The sequence below is a fragment of the Achromobacter sp. UBA4530 genome, from assembly GCF_002388205.1.
Lineage (GTDB): Bacteria > Pseudomonadota > Gammaproteobacteria > Burkholderiales > Burkholderiaceae_B > Achromobacter > Achromobacter animicus.
In genome coordinates this window covers 208818-224558 of sequence record NZ_DGMA01000007.1, presented here as the reverse complement: position 1 = coordinate 224558, position 15741 = coordinate 208818, and the positions used below count along the sequence as shown (strand labels likewise).

At 66.7% G+C, this 15741-nt stretch carries 17 protein-coding genes; 9 read left to right on the top strand and 8 right to left on the bottom strand.

The window, feature by feature from the left end; translation table 11 throughout:
* The first annotated feature begins 92 nt into the window (after window positions 1–92).
* The 4 genes from livH to B2W22_RS05335 are packed head-to-tail and all read left to right on the top strand — an operon-like array spanning window position 93 to window position 3719.
* The gene (livH, locus tag B2W22_RS05350) at window positions 93–1019 is read left to right on the top strand and encodes a high-affinity branched-chain amino acid ABC transporter permease LivH (protein WP_175121627.1); all 927 of its coding nucleotides are present in this window, start codon (window positions 93–95) and stop codon (window positions 1017–1019) included.
* Window positions 1019–2254 (top strand): high-affinity branched-chain amino acid ABC transporter permease LivM, encoded by a 1236-nt coding sequence (locus tag B2W22_RS05345; protein ID WP_175121626.1) that lies wholly within the window; start codon window positions 1019–1021, stop codon window positions 2252–2254. Before livH ends, B2W22_RS05345 begins: the two co-directional genes overlap by 1 nt.
* Complete coding sequence (gene livG / locus B2W22_RS05340; protein ID WP_286936514.1) at window positions 2251–3018, top strand: high-affinity branched-chain amino acid ABC transporter ATP-binding protein LivG; 768 nt, start codon at window positions 2251–2253, stop codon at window positions 3016–3018. The genes B2W22_RS05345 and livG overlap by 4 nt, the downstream gene beginning before the upstream one ends.
* Entirely contained in the window at window positions 3018–3719 is a 702-nt protein-coding gene (locus tag B2W22_RS05335; RefSeq protein ID WP_175122001.1) for an ABC transporter ATP-binding protein, read from the top strand. Before livG ends, B2W22_RS05335 begins: the two co-directional genes overlap by 1 nt.
* Window positions 3720–3768: 49 nt before the next feature.
* Here B2W22_RS05335 and B2W22_RS05330 read toward each other — a convergent pair whose 3' ends face one another.
* The 3 genes from B2W22_RS05330 to B2W22_RS05320 are packed head-to-tail and all read right to left on the bottom strand — an operon-like array spanning window position 3769 to window position 6967.
* The gene (locus B2W22_RS05330; protein ID WP_175121624.1) at window positions 3769–4512 is read right to left on the bottom strand and encodes an aspartate/glutamate racemase family protein; all 744 of its coding nucleotides are present in this window, start codon (window positions 4510–4512) and stop codon (window positions 3769–3771) included.
* Window positions 4513–4528: 16 nt separating this feature from the next.
* Window positions 4529–5980, bottom strand: coding sequence for an N-acyl-D-amino-acid deacylase family protein (locus tag B2W22_RS05325; RefSeq protein ID WP_286936512.1), 1452 nt, complete (start codon window positions 5978–5980; stop codon window positions 4529–4531).
* Between the two features lie 9 nt (window positions 5981–5989).
* A complete protein-coding gene (locus B2W22_RS05320; RefSeq protein WP_175121622.1) occupies window positions 5990–6967 on the bottom strand; it encodes a Bug family tripartite tricarboxylate transporter substrate binding protein in 978 nt (325 codons plus the stop codon).
* A 118-nt stretch (window positions 6968–7085) separates the two neighbouring features.
* On the opposite strand from B2W22_RS05320, the gene B2W22_RS05315 reads away from it, so the two are divergent.
* Entirely contained in the window at window positions 7086–8042 is a 957-nt protein-coding gene (locus tag B2W22_RS05315; protein ID WP_191578701.1) for a LysR family transcriptional regulator, read from the top strand.
* Window positions 8043–8075: 33 nt separating this feature from the next.
* Here B2W22_RS05315 and B2W22_RS05310 read toward each other — a convergent pair whose 3' ends face one another.
* Complete coding sequence (locus B2W22_RS05310) at window positions 8076–8687, bottom strand: glutathione binding-like protein (RefSeq protein ID WP_239213381.1); 612 nt, start codon at window positions 8685–8687, stop codon at window positions 8076–8078.
* A gap of 150 nt (window positions 8688–8837) precedes the next feature.
* Between B2W22_RS05310 and B2W22_RS05305 the strand changes: the two genes are divergently transcribed.
* Window positions 8838–10001 carry a PQQ-dependent sugar dehydrogenase gene (locus B2W22_RS05305; RefSeq protein ID WP_286936509.1) on the top strand — a complete coding sequence of 388 codons (1164 nt, stop codon included), beginning with the start codon at window positions 8838–8840 and terminating at the stop codon, window positions 9999–10001.
* A 5-nt stretch (window positions 10002–10006) separates the two neighbouring features.
* Window positions 10007–10645 (top strand): glutathione S-transferase family protein, encoded by a 639-nt coding sequence (locus B2W22_RS05300; RefSeq protein WP_286936507.1) that lies wholly within the window; start codon window positions 10007–10009, stop codon window positions 10643–10645.
* A gap of 11 nt (window positions 10646–10656) precedes the next feature.
* On the opposite strand, the gene B2W22_RS05295 is transcribed toward B2W22_RS05300, so the two are convergent.
* Together B2W22_RS05295 and B2W22_RS05290 are read right to left on the bottom strand one after the other, a co-directional pair.
* Complete coding sequence (locus B2W22_RS05295; RefSeq protein ID WP_286936505.1) at window positions 10657–11565, bottom strand: DMT family transporter; 909 nt, start codon at window positions 11563–11565, stop codon at window positions 10657–10659.
* 73 nt (window positions 11566–11638) lie between these two features.
* Complete coding sequence (locus B2W22_RS05290; protein ID WP_175121616.1) at window positions 11639–12016, bottom strand: DUF423 domain-containing protein; 378 nt, start codon at window positions 12014–12016, stop codon at window positions 11639–11641.
* 242 nt (window positions 12017–12258) lie between these two features.
* Between B2W22_RS05290 and parS the strand changes: the two genes are divergently transcribed.
* Both parS and B2W22_RS05280 read left to right on the top strand, forming a co-directional pair.
* Window positions 12259–12729: a type II toxin-antitoxin system Xre/ParS family antitoxin gene (parS, locus tag B2W22_RS05285; RefSeq protein WP_175185325.1), complete on the top strand. Its 471-nt coding sequence runs from the start codon at window positions 12259–12261 to the stop codon at window positions 12727–12729.
* Window positions 12726–13238, top strand: a complete 513-nt coding sequence (locus tag B2W22_RS05280) for an RES family NAD+ phosphorylase (protein WP_175136566.1) — start codon at window positions 12726–12728, stop codon at window positions 13236–13238. Before parS ends, B2W22_RS05280 begins: the two co-directional genes overlap by 4 nt.
* A gap of 86 nt (window positions 13239–13324) precedes the next feature.
* Here B2W22_RS05280 and B2W22_RS05275 read toward each other — a convergent pair whose 3' ends face one another.
* Together B2W22_RS05275 and B2W22_RS05270 are read right to left on the bottom strand one after the other, a co-directional pair.
* Entirely contained in the window at window positions 13325–14386 is a 1062-nt protein-coding gene (locus tag B2W22_RS05275; RefSeq protein ID WP_286936501.1) for an alcohol dehydrogenase, read from the bottom strand.
* A gap of 67 nt (window positions 14387–14453) precedes the next feature.
* Window positions 14454–15662, bottom strand: a complete 1209-nt coding sequence (locus tag B2W22_RS05270) for an ABC transporter substrate-binding protein (RefSeq protein WP_286936499.1) — start codon at window positions 15660–15662, stop codon at window positions 14454–14456.
* Window positions 15663–15741 lie beyond the last annotated feature (79 nt).

The following is a 15741-nucleotide window of genomic DNA, read 5'->3' as shown; positions in this document are numbered from 1 at the left end:
AAGGCGGCGCCGGCAGGCCCTTATAAAATACGCCCAGGTTTCCGGCTCCGGGTCTCACTACCGGAGCCGGAACTATTTGGAGCATTGGAATCATGTCCGACCTCATACCCCAACTTACCCAGCAATTCTTCAACGGATTGTCCCTGGGAGCGATCTACGCGCTGATTGCCATCGGCTACACAATGGTCTACGGCATCATCGGGATGATCAATTTCGCCCACGGCGAAATCTATATGATCGGCGCCTATGTGGGCCTGGTCACCTTGACGGCGATCGGCACCAACAGCGGATTGCCGACCCCGTTCATCATCGCGGCCATGCTGCTCGTGGCCATCACGGTTACCGGCATCTACGGCTTCTCGGTCGAACGCGTGGCGTATCGGCCGGTGCGCGGCAGCCCCCGTCTGGTGGCGCTGATCTCCGCCATCGGTATGTCGATCTTCCTGCAGAACTGGGTGGCCCTCGGCCAAGGCGCGCGCGACATGGCCGTGCCCTCGCTGGTGTCCGGCGCCATGCAGTTCCACATGGGCTCGGACTTCGATGTGACGGTGCCGTACTCGCGCCTGATGATCATCGTGGTGACGGTGGTGCTGATGATCGCGCTGACGCTGTTCATCAAGTATTCCCGCATGGGCCGCGCATCGCGCGCCTGCTCGCAGGACATGCACATGGCCAACCTGCTGGGCATCGACACCAACCGCGTGATCTCGTTCACGTTCGTGATGGGTGCGATCCTGGCGGCGGTCGGCGGTGTGCTGATCGCCATCACCATCGGCAAACTCAATCCCTTCATCGGCTTCCTGGCCGGCATCAAGGCCTTCACGGCGGCGGTGCTCGGCGGCATCGGCAGCATCCCCGGCGCCATGCTGGGCGGCGTGCTGCTGGGCCTGGCGGAAACCTTTGCGGCGGCCTACATATCGTCGCAGTACAAGGACATCGTGGCGTTCTCGCTGCTGGTCCTGATTCTGCTGTTCCGTCCCACCGGGCTGCTGGGCAAACCTGAGGTGGAAAAAGTCTGATGTCGACCAACAATCTCAAAAACGCCACGATGGCGGCCGTGCTGACGGCGGTCATCGTCACCCCGGTCTTCGGTCTGCAGCTCATCCGTCAGGGTGCGCGCACGTCGATGGAGTCGAACTGGTCGCTGGTGGCGCTGGCCGCGGCGGTGGTGTTCGTGTTCCAGCTGCTGCGTCCGTGGCTTGCCATTCCGTTCAAGAAGCTCAAGACCGGCCTGCCCACGCTGTCATCGGCGCCGGCCCGCAACCACAAGCCGCTGATGGTGCTGCTGCTTGCCATTGCGGTGATCTGGCCGTTCTTCGCGGGCCGCAGTTCGGTGGACATCGCCACGCTGGTGCTGATCTACGTGATGCTGGGCCTGGGCCTGAACATCGTGGTGGGCTTTGCCGGGCTGCTGGATCTGGGCTTCGTGGGCTTTTACGCCGTCGGCGCCTATACCTACGCGTTGCTCTATCACTGGGGCGGCTGGAGCTTCTGGGAAGCGCTGCCGTTTGCCGGCGCGATGTCGGCGCTGTTCGGATTCGTGCTGGGCTTTCCGGTGCTGCGGCTGCGCGGCGACTACCTGGCCATCGTGACGCTGGGCTTCGGTGAAATCATCCGCCTGCTGCTGATCAACCTGAACCAGGTCACCGGCGGTCCGGACGGCATTTCCGGAATTCCGAAGCCTACGTTCTTCGGCCTGGAAATGACGCGCCGTCCCAGTACCGAGGGCGGCACCACGTTCCATGAGTTCTTCGGGCTGACGTTCCAGAACCAGGACATGGTGATCTACCTGTACATGATGGCGCTGCTGCTTGCGCTGGTGACGCTGTTCGTGTCCACGCGCCTGATCCGCATGCCGGTCGGCCGCGCCTGGGAGGCGCTGCGCGAAGACGAGATCGCCTGCCGTTCGCTGGGCCTGAATCCCACCCGCATCAAGCTGTCCGCGTTCACGCTCGGCGCCATGTTCGCCGGCTTTGGCGGCGCGTTCTTCGCGGCGCGCCAGGGCATGGTGAATCCGGAGTCCTTCACGTTTATCGAGTCCGCGCTGATCCTGGCCATCGTGGTGCTGGGCGGCATGGGTTCGCAAGTCGGTGTGATCCTCGCTGCCATCCTGCTGACCGTGCTGCCCGAACTGGCGCGCGAGTTCGCCGAGTACCGGATGCTGATGTTCGGTCTGGTGATGGTATTGATGATGATGTGGCGTCCGCAGGGGTTGTTGCCCATGAAGCGTCCCCACGTGGAGCTGGCTAAATGAGCGAGGCATTGCTGAAAGTTTCCGGCCTGACCATGCGGTTCGGCGGCCTACTGGCCGTCGACAGCGTGGGTTTCGAGGTCATGTCCGACGAGGTCTTTGCCATCATCGGCCCGAACGGGGCGGGCAAGACCACCGTGTTCAACTGCGTGGGCGGCTTTTACGCGCCGACCGCCGGTGAAATCATCATGGACGGCAAGCCCATCACGGGTCTTGCCAGCCACAAGGTGGCGCGCCACGGGCTGGTGCGCACGTTCCAGAACGTGCGCCTGTTCAAGCAGCTGACGGTGCTGGAAAACCTGCTGGTCGCGCAGCATACGCAGGTGGAATCGCGCCTGCTGCCCGGCCTGCTCAAGACCCGCGGCTACCGCCAATCTGAATCCGAGGCGCTGTCGCGCGCGGCGCAGTGGCTGGATTTCATGGGCCTGCGCGAGTTCGTCAACCGTGAAGCCGGCAATCTGGCTTACGGCCACCAGCGGCGCCTGGAGATCGCGCGCTGCATGATCACCAAGCCGCGTCTGCTGATGCTGGACGAGCCCGCGGCCGGCCTGAATCCTCAGGAAAAGCGCGATCTGCAATCGCTCATCGACCAGCTTCGCCGCGAATTCGGCGTGGCCGTGCTGCTGATCGAGCACGACATGAGCCTGATCATGGGCATTTCGGACCGCATTCTGGTCATGGAACACGGCAAGCCCATCACGACCGGCACCCCCGAGCAGGTGCGCAACGACGAGCGCGTCATCAAGGCGTACCTGGGGGAGGAATGATGCTGAAGCTGGAAAACATACACACGTACTATGGCGCGATCCAGGCGTTGAACGGCGTGTCGGTGGACGTCAACCAGGGCGAGATCGTCACGCTGATCGGCGCCAACGGCGCGGGCAAGACGACGCTGCTGATGACCGTTTGCGGCAATCCCCGGGCGCGCGAAGGCAAGATCACGTTCGAAGGCGAGGACATCACGAACAAGGACACGCACCACATCATGCGCAGTGGCATCGCCATTTCGCCTGAAGGGCGGCGCGTGTTCAAGGACCTGACGGTCGCCGAGAACCTGATGATGGGCGGCTTCTTTTCCAAGCGCGACGAGATCGAGGCGGGGATTGACCACGTCTACGGTCTGTTCCCGCGTCTGAAGGAACGCGCCAGCCAGCGTGCGGGCCTGATGTCGGGCGGCGAACAGCAGATGCTGGCCATCGGCCGCGCGCTGATGACCCGGCCGCGCCTCTTGCTGCTGGACGAACCGACGCTGGGCCTGGCCCCGCTGGTGATCGCCCAGATCTTCGACATCATCCGCGAGATCCGGGAGCAGGGCGTGACCGTGTTCCTGGTCGAGCAGAATGCCAACAAGGCGCTGGGCGTGGCGGACCGCGGTTACGTGCTGGAAAACGGCCGCGTGGTCCTGCAGGACACCGGCGCCAACCTGCTGGTCAACGACAAGGTCCGCAAGGCGTACCTGGGCGGTTGACCTCTTCCCCGCGAAGGAAGTGGGCGCATCGAAAGATGCGCCCTTTTTTTTACGCGGCGATCCGTTCGGCCGGCTGGTCGGCCTGGTAGTGCGCGATGGCGGCGCGGGCGAGGGCGTCGATGGAGTCAGTGAGGGTCACGCCGAGGCTGGGGCGCAGGGCGTGCGGCACGGCCAGGGGCAGTTCCGTGCAGCCGAGCACGACGGCGTCGGCGCCGCGGGCCTTCAGGCGCGCGATGCATTCGGCGGCGGGCGCAAAGGCGTCTTCGAGCTGGTTGCCCTTGACCGCGCGGATCGAGCCCATGCAGAAGCGTTCGACTTCGTCGTCGTCAGGCACGATGCACTCGTAGCCTTGGGCTTCGAGGTGACGCTGGTAGAGGCCGAGCTTGAGCGTGGCGGCGGTGCCCATCAGGCCGATGCGGCCGCTGGGCAGGCCAAGGCGGCGCAGGTCTTCGATGACCGCTTCGATGATGTGCAGCACGGGCAGACGCGTGGACGCGGCGATGTCGTCGAACCACAGGTGGGCGGTGTTGCACGGGATGGCGATGAGCTGGGCGCCGGCCTGTTCCAGGAAGCGCACGCCATCGACCATGTGGGGCAGGGGATTCTCGCCGCCGGCCATGTAGGCGCTGGAGCGGTCGGGAATACGGGGATCGTTGCGCAGCAGGGTGGGGATGTGTTGCTGGTCAACCGTGGCGGGCGTCAGCGCCGCCAGGCGGAGGGCAAAGGCCGCGCCGGCCATGGGGCCCATTCCGCCCAATACACCCAGGTAGCAGCCCTGGGAAAACGTCTTCACTTTATGTACTCCGTGCTCATGCATCACCGGGCGTCAGGACCTGGCCCGGGCGTTCGGTGCCCGTCCGTTCCCCGTCCCAGACCTGCCTGCCGTTGACCCACACGGCGTGGATGCCCCGGCTTGCCTGAATGGGCGCTGAAAAAGTGGCCACGTCGGTGACGGTGGCGGGATCGAACAGCACCAGGTCAGCATGATACCCCTCCCGGAGCAGGCCGCGCCGGGCGACGCCGTACTGGGCGGCGGCCAACCCGGTCATCTTGTGGATGGCGGCTTCGAGCGACAGCAGGTTCTGTTCACGCACCATGGTGCGCAACACGTTGGTGAACGTGCCCCATTGGCGGGGGTGCGGATGCGGGTCGAAGGGCAGGCCGTCCGAGCCGACCATGGTCAGCGGATGGGCAAAGATGCGTTTGACGTCCGCCGGGTCCATCAGGAAATAGATGGCGCCGGCCGGAGCCAGCCGGGCGACCGCGGCTTCGTCGTCCAGGCCCAGTTCGGCCATGACGTCACTGAAGTCACGGCCCGTGGCCTCGGGGTAGCCCGTGGACCACGTGATCGTCGTGCGGCTGGCCAGCCGCGCGCGGTCCAGCCGCAGCATGGTCGAGGTGGCCGGATAGGGATGGCAGTCCAGGCAGACCGGCTGCGCCGCCGCGGCGCGGCTGATGAGGTCCAGCGTTTCGCGGGTGCGGCCGTGATTGCGTTCGCCCGCCAGCTTGTGATGGGAGAACACCACGCGGGAATCGGTTTCGCGTCCGATGAGCAGGGCCTCTTCCATGGCGGGCACGATGTGGTCGGCCTCGTCGCGCAGGTGCGTGGCATAGATGCCGGCGCGGCCGCGCAGCGGCTGGCACACGTCGATGATCTCGTCCGTGGGCGCGGCGCTGGCCGGCGGATAGAAGGTGCCGGTCGACACGCCGAACGCGCCGGCATCCAGCGCTTCCTGCATCAGGTCGCGCATGGCGGCCCGTTCCGCGTCGTTGGCCGCGCGCGAGGTGTCGTCCATGACGGCGACGCGCAAGGTGGTGTGGCCCACCAGCGGAATCACGTTGACCGCGGCCGGCGTGTCGCGCAGAGCGTCCATCCAGGCGCGGAAGGTGCCAAAGCGGAACAGCGCCGGCGGACCCAGCAGGTCGAGCGGCTGCGGGATCTGCGTGCGCGCCAGGGGCGCCAGGCTGATCCCGCAGTTGCCGGTGACGACCGTGGTGATGCCTTGCGACACCTTGGGCAGCATGTCGGGATGCGCCAGCAGGTAGCCGTCGTCGTGGGTGTGCGAGTCGATGAAGCCGGGGGCCAGGACCTGGCCCCGGCCGTCGATGACCGGCACGCCGGCGGGATGGGCAAAGCTGCCCACCGCCGCGATGCGTCCGCCGCGCACGGCCAGGTCGCCCTGGGTGGCGGGCCCGCCCGAGCCGTCGATGAGCGAGGCGCCCGCGACGATGAAGTCAGCCTGCAAGGTGTCTGCCGTCATGAAGCGTGCTCAGTCGAGTTTTTCGATGCCGGCGTTGTCGATGATCTGCTGCCACTTGGCGGTCTCGCGATCGATCAACTGCTTGAAGTCGGCGGGGGAGCCGGTCGCCGGCTCGGCGCCCAGCGTTGCCAGGCCCTGGCGCACTTCCGGCGCTTGCAGCGCCTTCTGGATGGCGGCGTTCAGCGTGGCCACCACGTCGTCGGGCGTGCCCTTGGGCGCCACCACGCCGCCCCAGGCGACTGTCTCGTAACCCTTCAGGCCGGACTCGTCCAGCGTGGGCACGTCGGGCATCAGCGCCAGGCGCTTCAGGCTGCTGACGCCGATGGCGCGGACCTTGCCGCTCTTGACCAGCGGCGCGGCCTCGGAGGTATTGACGAACAGGTAGTCCAGGCGGCCGCCCAGCAGATCCTGGATGGCGGCGGGGCCGCCGTTGTAGGGGATGAACATCACGTCCAGCTTGGCCATGCTCTTGAAGAGTTCGCCGCCCATGTGGCCGGTAGTGCCGACGCCCGACGCGCCGTACGACAAGCGGCCCGGCTCCTTGCGGGCTCGGTCGATCAGGTCCTGCACGCTGGTGACGGGCGAGTCGGCCGGGACGATCAGGGCGTTGTACAGGTCGAACATGTGCGCGACGGGCGTCAGGTCCTTGTCCACGTCGTAAGGCAGGCGCTTGAACAGCGAGCGGTTCACCGCCAGCGTGTTGATGTTGCCGTAGCCGACCGTGTAGCCATCCGGCGCTGCGCGCTTGATGAGCGCGATGCCGATGTTGCCGGCGGCGCCCGGGCGGTTCTCGATGACCATCGTGGCGCCGGTGTCGCGGGCAATCTGCGTGGTGATCAGGCGCGACAGCACGTCAGGCGAGCCGCCGGCGGCAGACGGGACCACGAAAGTGATGGGCTTGTCGGGATAGCTGGCGGCTGAGGCGGCGCCGGCGAAGACGACGCTGAGCGCCGCCATGGAAAGACTGCGAAGGAGCGTGCTGCGCATGGTGGATTTCCCCTGGTTTTGTTTTGTGGAGCGGGCAGATTACACCCGGCCATGCGGCACTGCGTCATCGAAAAATGTCTCAAACCTATAATCCCTCGTTATTGGAAAAGGGGAAGAAATGGAAGCCGATGCGTATGCCGACGAGGCCGGGCCGAGCGCCGGGCGGCCGCTGAACCTGCGCCAGATCGAGGTGTTCCGCGCCATCATGATGGCCGGCTCGATCAGCGGAGCGGGGCGCATGCTGCACGTGTCGCAACCGGCTGTGAGCCGGGTGCTTGCCCTCACGGAAAGCCGTCTGGGCTATCGGCTGTTCGAGCGCGTCAAGAGCCGGCTGTCCCCCACGGCGGAGGCGCGGCGTCTGTATGCCGAGGTCGAGCAGGTGTACGGCGGCATCCAGCGCGTGAACGACCTGGCCGCCAGCCTGGGGCAGTCCGGCGCGGGCATGCTGAAGATCGTGGCAAGCGCCAGTTTCGGGCAGCGCCTGATCCCCATGGCGCTGGAGCGGTTTCGCGGTCGCAATGCGGGCGCGCGCGTCGATTACCGCAGCGTGACGTTCGACGAACTGGCGGCGTATTTTCTGTCGGGGCAGGCAGACATCGGCATTTCCATGCAGCCGCCGGATCATCCGAACCTGACGTCGGTCCGGCTGGCGCGGGTGCCGGTGGTGTGCGTGCTGCCGCCCGGGCATCCGCTTGCCAGCCACGACGCGGTGCGGCCGGAGGACTTTTCGTCGGCAGCGTGGATCGGCTACCCGCGCGATACGCCGCTGGGACGCGCGCTGCAGCCGTTCTTCGGTGAAGGCCCGCACTGCGCGGCGGCGATCGAGGTGCATTCGCCCGTGACCGCCTGTTCCTTCGTGCAGCAGGGCTTGGGCCCGGCGCTGGTGGATGCCTGGTGCGTCACGCCGGACCAGGCCGCGCACATGGCGCTGCGCCCGATCACGCCCGAGGCGAGCGTTGAGATCTGGGCGACGCATTCCAACCTGAGTGCGCCGCCCCTGCTGGCGCGGCGCTTTCTGGCCGCCGTCAAGAAGATCCTTGAGAGCGAGGCGCTGCCCGGGGTGACGCCGGAATAGGACGCCCGGGCGTCAGCGGGGCAGCGCAGACCCTTACAGCCCTTCGGCCTGCAGCGCGGCCTTGACGCCGGCGTTGGCCTGCATGCGCTCGAAGAACGCGGACAGGTTGGAAAGGCCGGTCAGGTCCACTTCCTTGGCGTGCGCCCAGCGCAGCACGACGTACAGGTAGGCATCGGCAACCGAAGGCGCGGCGCCCGCCAGGTACTGCTTGCCGGCCAGTTGCGTGTCCAGTTGCGCGAACAGCTTGGTCAGCAGCGCCGAGGCCGATGCGGCCAGTTCCTTCTGCGCGCCTTCGTCCTTCAAATAACGCTGCGCGCCGAACAGCAGCGAGAACGTCTTGTGGACGTCGGAATTGATGAAGCCGACCCAGCGGCGCACTTCGGCGCGCGAACGTGCGGAGCCGTCGCCCAGCAGCGTGCTTTCGGGCGCCTGTTCGGCCAGATACTCCAGAATGGATACGTTCTGCGTCAGGGTCCAGTCGCCATCGGTCAGCGCCGGCACGGCGCCCATCGGATTGATCCGCAGAAACTCAGGCTCCTTGAGCGCCTCGCGGCTGAGCTTGTGCGTTTCATACGGCTTGCCGATCCATTCGAGCACGATGTGGGAAGCGAGCGAGCACGCGCCGGGCATGTAGTACAGTTTCATCTGTCGGAGACTCCTGGAAGGAAGAACGGGAGAGCTCCCGTCCGTGGGCGCTATGGTACGCCAACCGGGTATGCCATTCGCGAGTGGTCCCGCGTCTCTCTGTCATGCCTTCCGCGCCCGCTTTTCAATCTGTCGCCGCCGGAGATGTCCATGCAGTCACGCACCGCCGCGAGCACGCGCGCGATCCCCTTTCTCTTGTCCTTGACCCTGGCCTGCGCCGCTGCGCCCGCCATCGCGCAAGCCTCGCAGGAACCGCCCTCGGCGCCTGCGCGCGTGATGCCGGTTGTCGGCGGCCTGGATCATCCCTGGTCCATGGCGTTCCTGCCCGACGGCGGCATCCTGATCACCGAGCGTCCCGGGAATCTGCGGCTGTTGCGTACGCCCGGCGGGTTGTCCAAGCCGCTGACCGGCGTGCCCAAGGTGGCCGCGCGCGGCCAGGGCGGTCTGCTCGACGTGGCGCTGTCGCCAAACTTTGCGACCGACCGCTACGTGTATCTGTCGTATGCGGAGTCGGACGGCGACAAGAGCGGCACGGCCGTCGGACGCGGCCGGCTGGCCGACGATGCCAGCGGACTTGAAGACTTCAAGGTCATCTTCCGCCAGGAACCCAAGCTGTCGTCCGGGCTGCATTTCGGCTCGCGCCTGGTGTTTGACGGCAAGGGCTACCTCTACATTGCGCTGGGCGAGAACAACCAGCGGCCCACGGCGCAGGACCTGGACAAGCTGCAGGGCAAGGTCGTGCGGCTCAAGGCCGACGGCGCGCTGCCTGACGACAACCCCTTCGTGGGCAAGCAGGGCGCGCGGCCCGAGATCTGGTCGTACGGCCATCGCAATCCGCAAGGCATGGCGCTCAATCCCTGGACCGGCGAGCTCTGGGAAAACGAACACGGGCCGCGCGGCGGCGACGAGGTCAACGTGGTGCAGCCGGGCAAGAACTATGGCTGGCCGCTGGCGACCTACGGTATCAACTATTCGGGCCTGAAGATTCCGGAAGCCAAGGGCGAGACGCTGCCGGGCATGGAGCCGCCGGTCTACTGGTGGCCGAAATCGCCCGCCATCAGCGGCATGGCGTTCTATGACGCCGACCGCTTTCCGGCCTGGCGCAATTCGCTCTTCATCGGCGCGCTGGGCAACCAGAACCTGATCCGCCTGACCGTCGACGGCAAAAACGTGGTCGAGAAGGAAAGGCTGCTGGTCGACCGCAAGCGCCGGATCCGCGACGTGCGGCAGGGGCCGGACGGTTATGTGTACGTGCTGACGGACGCTTCCCCGGGCGAACTGCTGCGGGTGGCGCCGGCCGAAACAGGAGGGTGACCGTCATGAAGACCTATGAGCTCATCGGGTCCGCGGGGTGCGGCTCCGCCATCGTCGAGATGGCGCTGGTGCTGGCCAATGTGCCGCACGTCCTGACGGACGTGCCGTACCGGAAGCCCGGTCCCGAGCGGGACCGGCTGCTGCATCTGAATCCGCTGGGGCAGGTGCCCACGCTGATCCTGCCCGACGGCGAGGTCATGACCGAGAGCGCGGCGATGATCCTGCATCTGAACGACCTGGCGCCGCAGGCCGGTCTTGCCCCCGCGCCGGACAAGCCGGAACGGGCGCGCTTTCTGAACCTGCTGGTGCGGGTCGTGGCGGCGGTCTACCCGACGTTCACGTACGGCGACGATCCCGCGCAGTGGACGACGCCGGGCGATGCGGTGGACCTGCTGCGCGAACGGGTCCACACGCGCCGCGCCGAGCTGTGGCAGGAGCTGGAACGCCAGGCCGGCGCGCCGCACATGCTGGGGCGGCGTTTTTCAGCGCTGGACCTGTATGTGACGGTCATGACGCATTGGCGTCCCGGCCCGTCGTGGTTCAGCGCGATGTGTCCGGCATTGACCGCTGTCGCCCGCGAAGCAGCGTTGGAACCGAACGTGGCCCGGGTGTTGCGGCGGCACTTTCCGCCGCCCACCGAATAACGCGGGCAGCTTCAGGTGGCGGCACGCCGGCGCGATTTGCCGCGCGCCTCGCGCACGGCGATGTACACGCCGCTGCCGGCAATGAAAACGGCGCCCAGGTACGCATACGCGTCGGGCGCCTCGCGCCAGAAGATCCATCCCAGGATCGTGGCCCAGACCAGGCCCGTGTAGTCGAAAGGCGCCACGACAGACGCGGGCCCGATGCGGAATCCCTGCGTGATGAGCGCCAGGCCCAACGTGCTGAACAGCGCCACGCCGCCAAAATAGGGCAGGTCGTCCATGGCCGGCGCGCGCCACACCCACGGCAATCCGATCGCGCTGCACACCAGTTGTCCCAACACGATGTAGAAAGTGGTGGTCAGCATGCCTTCTGCGCGGTTGATGCCGCGCGCGGTGATCATCATGACCGCGTAGAGCAGGGCGGTGGTCAGCGGCAGCAGGGTGGCGGCCTGGAAGGCCTGCGTGCCAGGGCGAACCACGATCAGCACGCCGGCAAAGCCCGCCAGCACCGCCAGCCAGCGCTTGCCGTCCACGCGCTCCTTCAAGATCAGCACCGACAGCGCCGTGACGAACAGCGGCGCAGCGAACGCGATGGCGGTGGCCTCGGCCAGCGGCAGCGCCTGCAATCCCAGATAGAAGCAACAGGCCGAGACCACGTTGATGGCGCCGCGCGTCAGGTGCAGGCCGGGATGCGTCGTACGCAGCACGCGGCGTCCGCCCAGCCACAGGGCCAGCGCGGTCACGAAGGGCAGCGCGATCAGCGCGCGCAGAAAGAGGATCTGCAGCGGGTTGTAGCTGGCGCCCAGCCATTTGGCATTGGCGTCGCTGAGCGTCAGAAAGAAGATGCCGCCCGCCACGCAGGCGATGCCTGCGGCGGCGGAATGTTCACGGACGGCGGGTAATGCGGTGCTTGGGGACATCTGAAACCTGCAAGGGCGGCGGTTCCTGCCGCCGGAGGGTGAAGAACGGATAGGTGAAGATCGGGAAGGGCTTTCAGCTCTGCGCGCGGTAGGCGGCAATGGCGACCATCGCCCAGGCGGCCAGGAAGGCCGTTCCGCCAAACGGCGTCACCGCGCCGAGCCAACGGGTGCCGGTCAGCGTCAGCAGGTACAGGCTGCCCGAAAACAGCACGATGCCGACGAACATGACAACGCCGGCGGCCGACAGCAGCGGCGACCCGAAGCGGGCGCCCAAGAGCGCGATGATGAAGATGCCCAGGGCGTGGACCAGGTGGTACATGACGCCGGTCTGCCAGACGGCCAGGAGTTCTGGCGTCAGGATGCGCTTGAGGCCATGCGCGCCGAATGCCCCGGCGCCCACCGCCACCATGAGGTTGATCGCCGCGAGTATGGTGAGCTGCCGGTCCGTCATTGCGTGTCCTTGAGAGAAATTCGAGGGGCGAATTTGCCGCCGCCTATGATAGGCCCAAATATGGTGCATGACGGGGCCGCGGACGAGGGCAAAACGCGGCCCGCGGCCGGCTCGGCATCCGTCGTCTTGCAAGTCGATTTCCAAATGGGATATTATAAATTCAATTTGGTAATTCAGCCGCTGAGCAAGTCTGGCCGGTTTCTCCGGCTTTCGCTTCGTCCACGCGGCGCCCGGAGCAGATCATGACCATCGCGCTGACTGACAAATCGCCCGCCAAGCGCGGCGCCTCCACCAAGCGCCCGCCGCGCCCCAGGCAGCTTTTTCGCGGCCTGATCGACAGTCCGCTGACCGATATTGCGCGGGATGTGCACCGCGGACTGCCCGCGCAGATGGTCGACGATGCCGCCGATTACCTGCAGGTGCCCAAGTCGGAAATCATGGCGATCACGGAGGTCAAGGCGGCGTCGCTGTCGCGGTGGACGCGCGAAGGGCAGGCGCTGCCGCTCGGTGAATCCGACCGGCTTGCCCGCGTCGCCCGCGTGGTGCGCGTCGCCCGTCAGGTGCTGGGCAGCGACGCGGAGGCGGTGCTGTGGCTGAACACCCCCGTGCCGGCGCTGGGCAACGTCAAGCCGCTGTCGCTCCTGACGTCGGATGCCAGCAGCCGCATCGTCGAAGACACGCTGGCCCGCGCCGCCGCGGGCGTCTACGCATGACCGATTACGTTTCGCTCTGGCGCATTGGCACCACGGCGGGCAAGTACCGGGCGGACGACCTCTCCGGCGCCGGCGCGGCCGCGGTGGGCGGACGCTACAACAGCCCGGGCACGCCGGTGGTGTATGCCTCGGCCAGTGTGGCGCTGGCCGTGCTGGAAACGGTGGTGCATTTTGCCGCGCGCGCGTCCGAGCACGCCAACCGCTACCTGATTGAACTGGCCGTGCCCACTAGCATCTTCGAAGCGCGCCAGTCGCTGTCGCTGGCGCAACTGCAGGACGATTATCCGTTCTGGGACGCGGTGCCCTTTGCCGAAGCGTCGCAGGCCGTGGGCGACAACTGGGTGGCGTCGGGGGTGTCGGCGCTGCTGGAACTGCCCAGCGCGATCGTGCCATATCGCGGCGTGCCGGACTGCAATTTCCTGATCAATCCGGCGCATCCGGACGCCGAGGATATCGTGGTGGTGCGGCGCGAACGCTTCATCTACGATCCGCGGTTGCGGCCGGCGTAGGCGTCCAAAGGCAGGCGTGAAAAATCAGGCGTCAAAAAGAACGCGCCCATTGCCGGGCGCGTTCAGTCGCAATCGCCGCAAAAGCCTCAATCAACCGTCAACACCGCCCGGCCCACGACCTTGCCTTCGCGCAGCGAGGCCAGCACGCTGTCCGCCTCGGCCAATGCGTGGCGGTGGACCGGCATCGGCGGCACCTTGCCCGCCCGCACCAGTTCCATCAGTTCCTTCAGTTCGGCCAGGTTGCCCACGTAGCTGCCGATGATGGACAGCGCCTTCATCGGAATCAAGGCGATGGGCCAGGTGGAGCCGCCGCCGAACAGGCCAACGATGATGAGCTTGCCGCCCTTGGTCAGGAAGTCGAACGCCAGCGAGGTGGTGGCCGGTGCGCCGACGAGATCGATCGCGGCCCGCACCGGCTTGCCCCCCGCCGCCTGCATGATCTGCTGCGCGGCGTCGGGGGCGGCGCCGTCGATGGCCGCCAGCGCGCCCGCATCCAGCGCCGCCTGGCGCTTGGCGGGGTCGATGTCGACCACGATGGCGCCCGCGCCACCCAGCGCCTTGATCAGCGTCAGACTCATCAGGCCCAGGCCTCCCGCGCCGAAGATCACGACGGGATGCTCGCGGTAGATGTCTGCGCCGATCTTCTGCAAGGCGGAGTACGTGGTGAGCCCTGAGCACGCGTAAGGCGCGATCTGCGCGGGGTCCAGGTCGCCGATGTCGATGAGGTAGCGCGGATGCGGCACGACGATGTGGTCCGCGTAGCCGCCGGCGCGGTGGACGCCCAGGCAGGCCGGCGCGGTGCAGTGGTTTTCCATGCCGGCCATGCACGACGGGCACTTGCCGCAGCCGATCCACGGATAGACGAGGTAATTGCGGTCGGTGGCCAGGCCCTGCGCCTCGGGGCCGGCCGCCACGACGGCGCCCACCGTTTCATGGCCCATGGTCAGCGGCAGCGACACGCCCCGGTCCTTGAGCGACAGGGTCCGGCCCTGGCCCAGGTCGTAGCCGCCTTCCCACAAGTGAATATCGCTGTGGCACACGCCGGCCGCGCGAACCTTGAGCAGGACCTGCGACCCTTGCGGCGTGGGGGTGGGCTGGTCCATTTCCTGCAGCGGTTCGCGGAAATTGACGACGCAATAGCACTTCATGGTTGTCTCCTTTATGTAATTGCCTGCACCCTGCGGCCGGACCGGAATCCGGCGCGTCCGGCGTGACCTATCTCTTGACCAGGGGGCATTCGCTGTCGGCGAGCGACACGAAGACCTTTTCGCCGGGCACCGTGGACAGGATGCGGTAGTAATCGTTCGGATGCTTGGACTCGGCGGGCTTTTTCACCTCGACCAGGTACAGGTCCATGATGACGCGGCCATCTTCGGGGCGCACCCGGGCATTCTTGATCAGTTTGGTGGTGATGGGCAATTCGCGCATCTTCTGGTTGACCACCGCGGCGTCGAAGGTGCCGGCGGCCTGCGCGGCCTGCAGGTAATGCGTGGTGGCCACGTAGCTCAGGGCCTGGACGATGGAGGGGGCGCGCGTGACGCCCATCTTCTTTTGCCAGCGCTGGGTCCAGGCGCGGGTATCCTCGTCGGCATCCCAATAGAAGCCGGTGGGGAAGGTCAGCCCCTGCGCAACGGGCAGCCCCATTGCATGGACGTCGTTGATGAAGGTCAGGAACGTCAGCATCCGCTGCTTGCCGCCCGCAAGGCCGAACTCCTGCGCCTGCTTGATGAGGTTGACCAGATCGCCGCCGGCGCTGGCCAGACCCACGACGTCGGACTTGGATGACTGCGCCTGGATGAGGAACGACGCAAAGTCCATCGCGCCCAGCGGATGGCGCGTGCTGCCCACGACCTTGCCGCCCGCGGCCTCGACGAAGCGTGACGCGTTGCTCTCCAGCGATTTGCCGAAGACGTAATCGGTGGTGATGAAGTACCAGCTCTTGCCGCCGCTCTCGACGACGCTCTTGACCACGGCGTTGGCCAGCGCATAGGTATCCGGCGCCCATTGCGTGCTGAGGTTGCTGCATTGCTTGCCGCTGAAGTCCCCGGCAAAACCGCCGCTGATCAGCGCGGTGCCGCCTTTTTCGCGCGCCACGCCCTGGGCGGCCAGGCCGGCCGAGCTGGCGCCGCCGTCCACCACCGCGACCAGATTCTGCGTGTCGAACCAGCGGCGCACCAGCGCGGACGCCACGTCGGCCTTGTTCTGGTTGTCCGCACCGACGACTTCGACGGTCTTGCCGGCCACCTTGCCGCCGAAATCCTCCACGGCCATGCGCACGGCGGTCTCGGACCCGAGGCCGCCAAGGTCGGAGTAAATGCCGGAACGGTCGTTGGACACGCCCAGCCGCACGACGTCGGACTGGGCTTGGGCCGCGCAGGCGGCCAAGGTGGCGGCCAGAGCCGCCAACACGGGTTTGATACGCATCTTTCTGTCTCCCAGCCCTGAAGCGGACCGTTTTATTGAACGTTATGGATGACGCGGCAACTCGGGTAGGCGGGCGCCG

What these genes read in the sequence shown, in the direction of transcription:
- livH (WP_175121627.1), top strand. Translation starts at nt 93, where the DNA reads ATGTCCGACCTCATACCCCAACTTACCCAGCAATTCTTCAACGGATTG.
- B2W22_RS05345 (WP_175121626.1), top strand. Translation starts at nt 1,019, where the DNA reads ATGTCGACCAACAATCTCAAAAACGCCACGATGGCGGCCGTGCTGACG.
- livG (WP_286936514.1), top strand. Translation starts at nt 2,251, where the DNA reads ATGAGCGAGGCATTGCTGAAAGTTTCCGGCCTGACCATGCGGTTCGGC.
- B2W22_RS05335 (WP_175122001.1), top strand. Translation starts at nt 3,018, where the DNA reads ATGCTGAAGCTGGAAAACATACACACGTACTATGGCGCGATCCAGGCG.
- B2W22_RS05325 (WP_286936512.1), bottom strand. Translation starts at nt 5,980, where the DNA reads ATGACGGCAGACACCTTGCAGGCTGACTTCATCGTCGCGGGCGCCTCG.
- B2W22_RS05320 (WP_175121622.1), bottom strand. Translation starts at nt 6,967, where the DNA reads ATGCGCAGCACGCTCCTTCGCAGTCTTTCCATGGCGGCGCTCAGCGTC.
- B2W22_RS05315 (WP_191578701.1), top strand. Translation starts at nt 7,086, where the DNA reads ATGGAAGCCGATGCGTATGCCGACGAGGCCGGGCCGAGCGCCGGGCGG.
- B2W22_RS05310 (WP_239213381.1), bottom strand. Translation starts at nt 8,687, where the DNA reads ATGAAACTGTACTACATGCCCGGCGCGTGCTCGCTCGCTTCCCACATC.
- B2W22_RS05305 (WP_286936509.1), top strand. Translation starts at nt 8,838, where the DNA reads ATGCAGTCACGCACCGCCGCGAGCACGCGCGCGATCCCCTTTCTCTTG.
- B2W22_RS05300 (WP_286936507.1), top strand. Translation starts at nt 10,007, where the DNA reads ATGAAGACCTATGAGCTCATCGGGTCCGCGGGGTGCGGCTCCGCCATC.
- B2W22_RS05295 (WP_286936505.1), bottom strand. Translation starts at nt 11,565, where the DNA reads ATGTCCCCAAGCACCGCATTACCCGCCGTCCGTGAACATTCCGCCGCC.
- B2W22_RS05290 (WP_175121616.1), bottom strand. Translation starts at nt 12,016, where the DNA reads ATGACGGACCGGCAGCTCACCATACTCGCGGCGATCAACCTCATGGTG.
- parS (WP_175185325.1), top strand. Translation starts at nt 12,259, where the DNA reads ATGACCATCGCGCTGACTGACAAATCGCCCGCCAAGCGCGGCGCCTCC.
- B2W22_RS05280 (WP_175136566.1), top strand. Translation starts at nt 12,726, where the DNA reads ATGACCGATTACGTTTCGCTCTGGCGCATTGGCACCACGGCGGGCAAG.
- B2W22_RS05275 (WP_286936501.1), bottom strand. Translation starts at nt 14,386, where the DNA reads ATGAAGTGCTATTGCGTCGTCAATTTCCGCGAACCGCTGCAGGAAATG.
- B2W22_RS05270 (WP_286936499.1), bottom strand. Translation starts at nt 15,662, where the DNA reads ATGCGTATCAAACCCGTGTTGGCGGCTCTGGCCGCCACCTTGGCCGCC.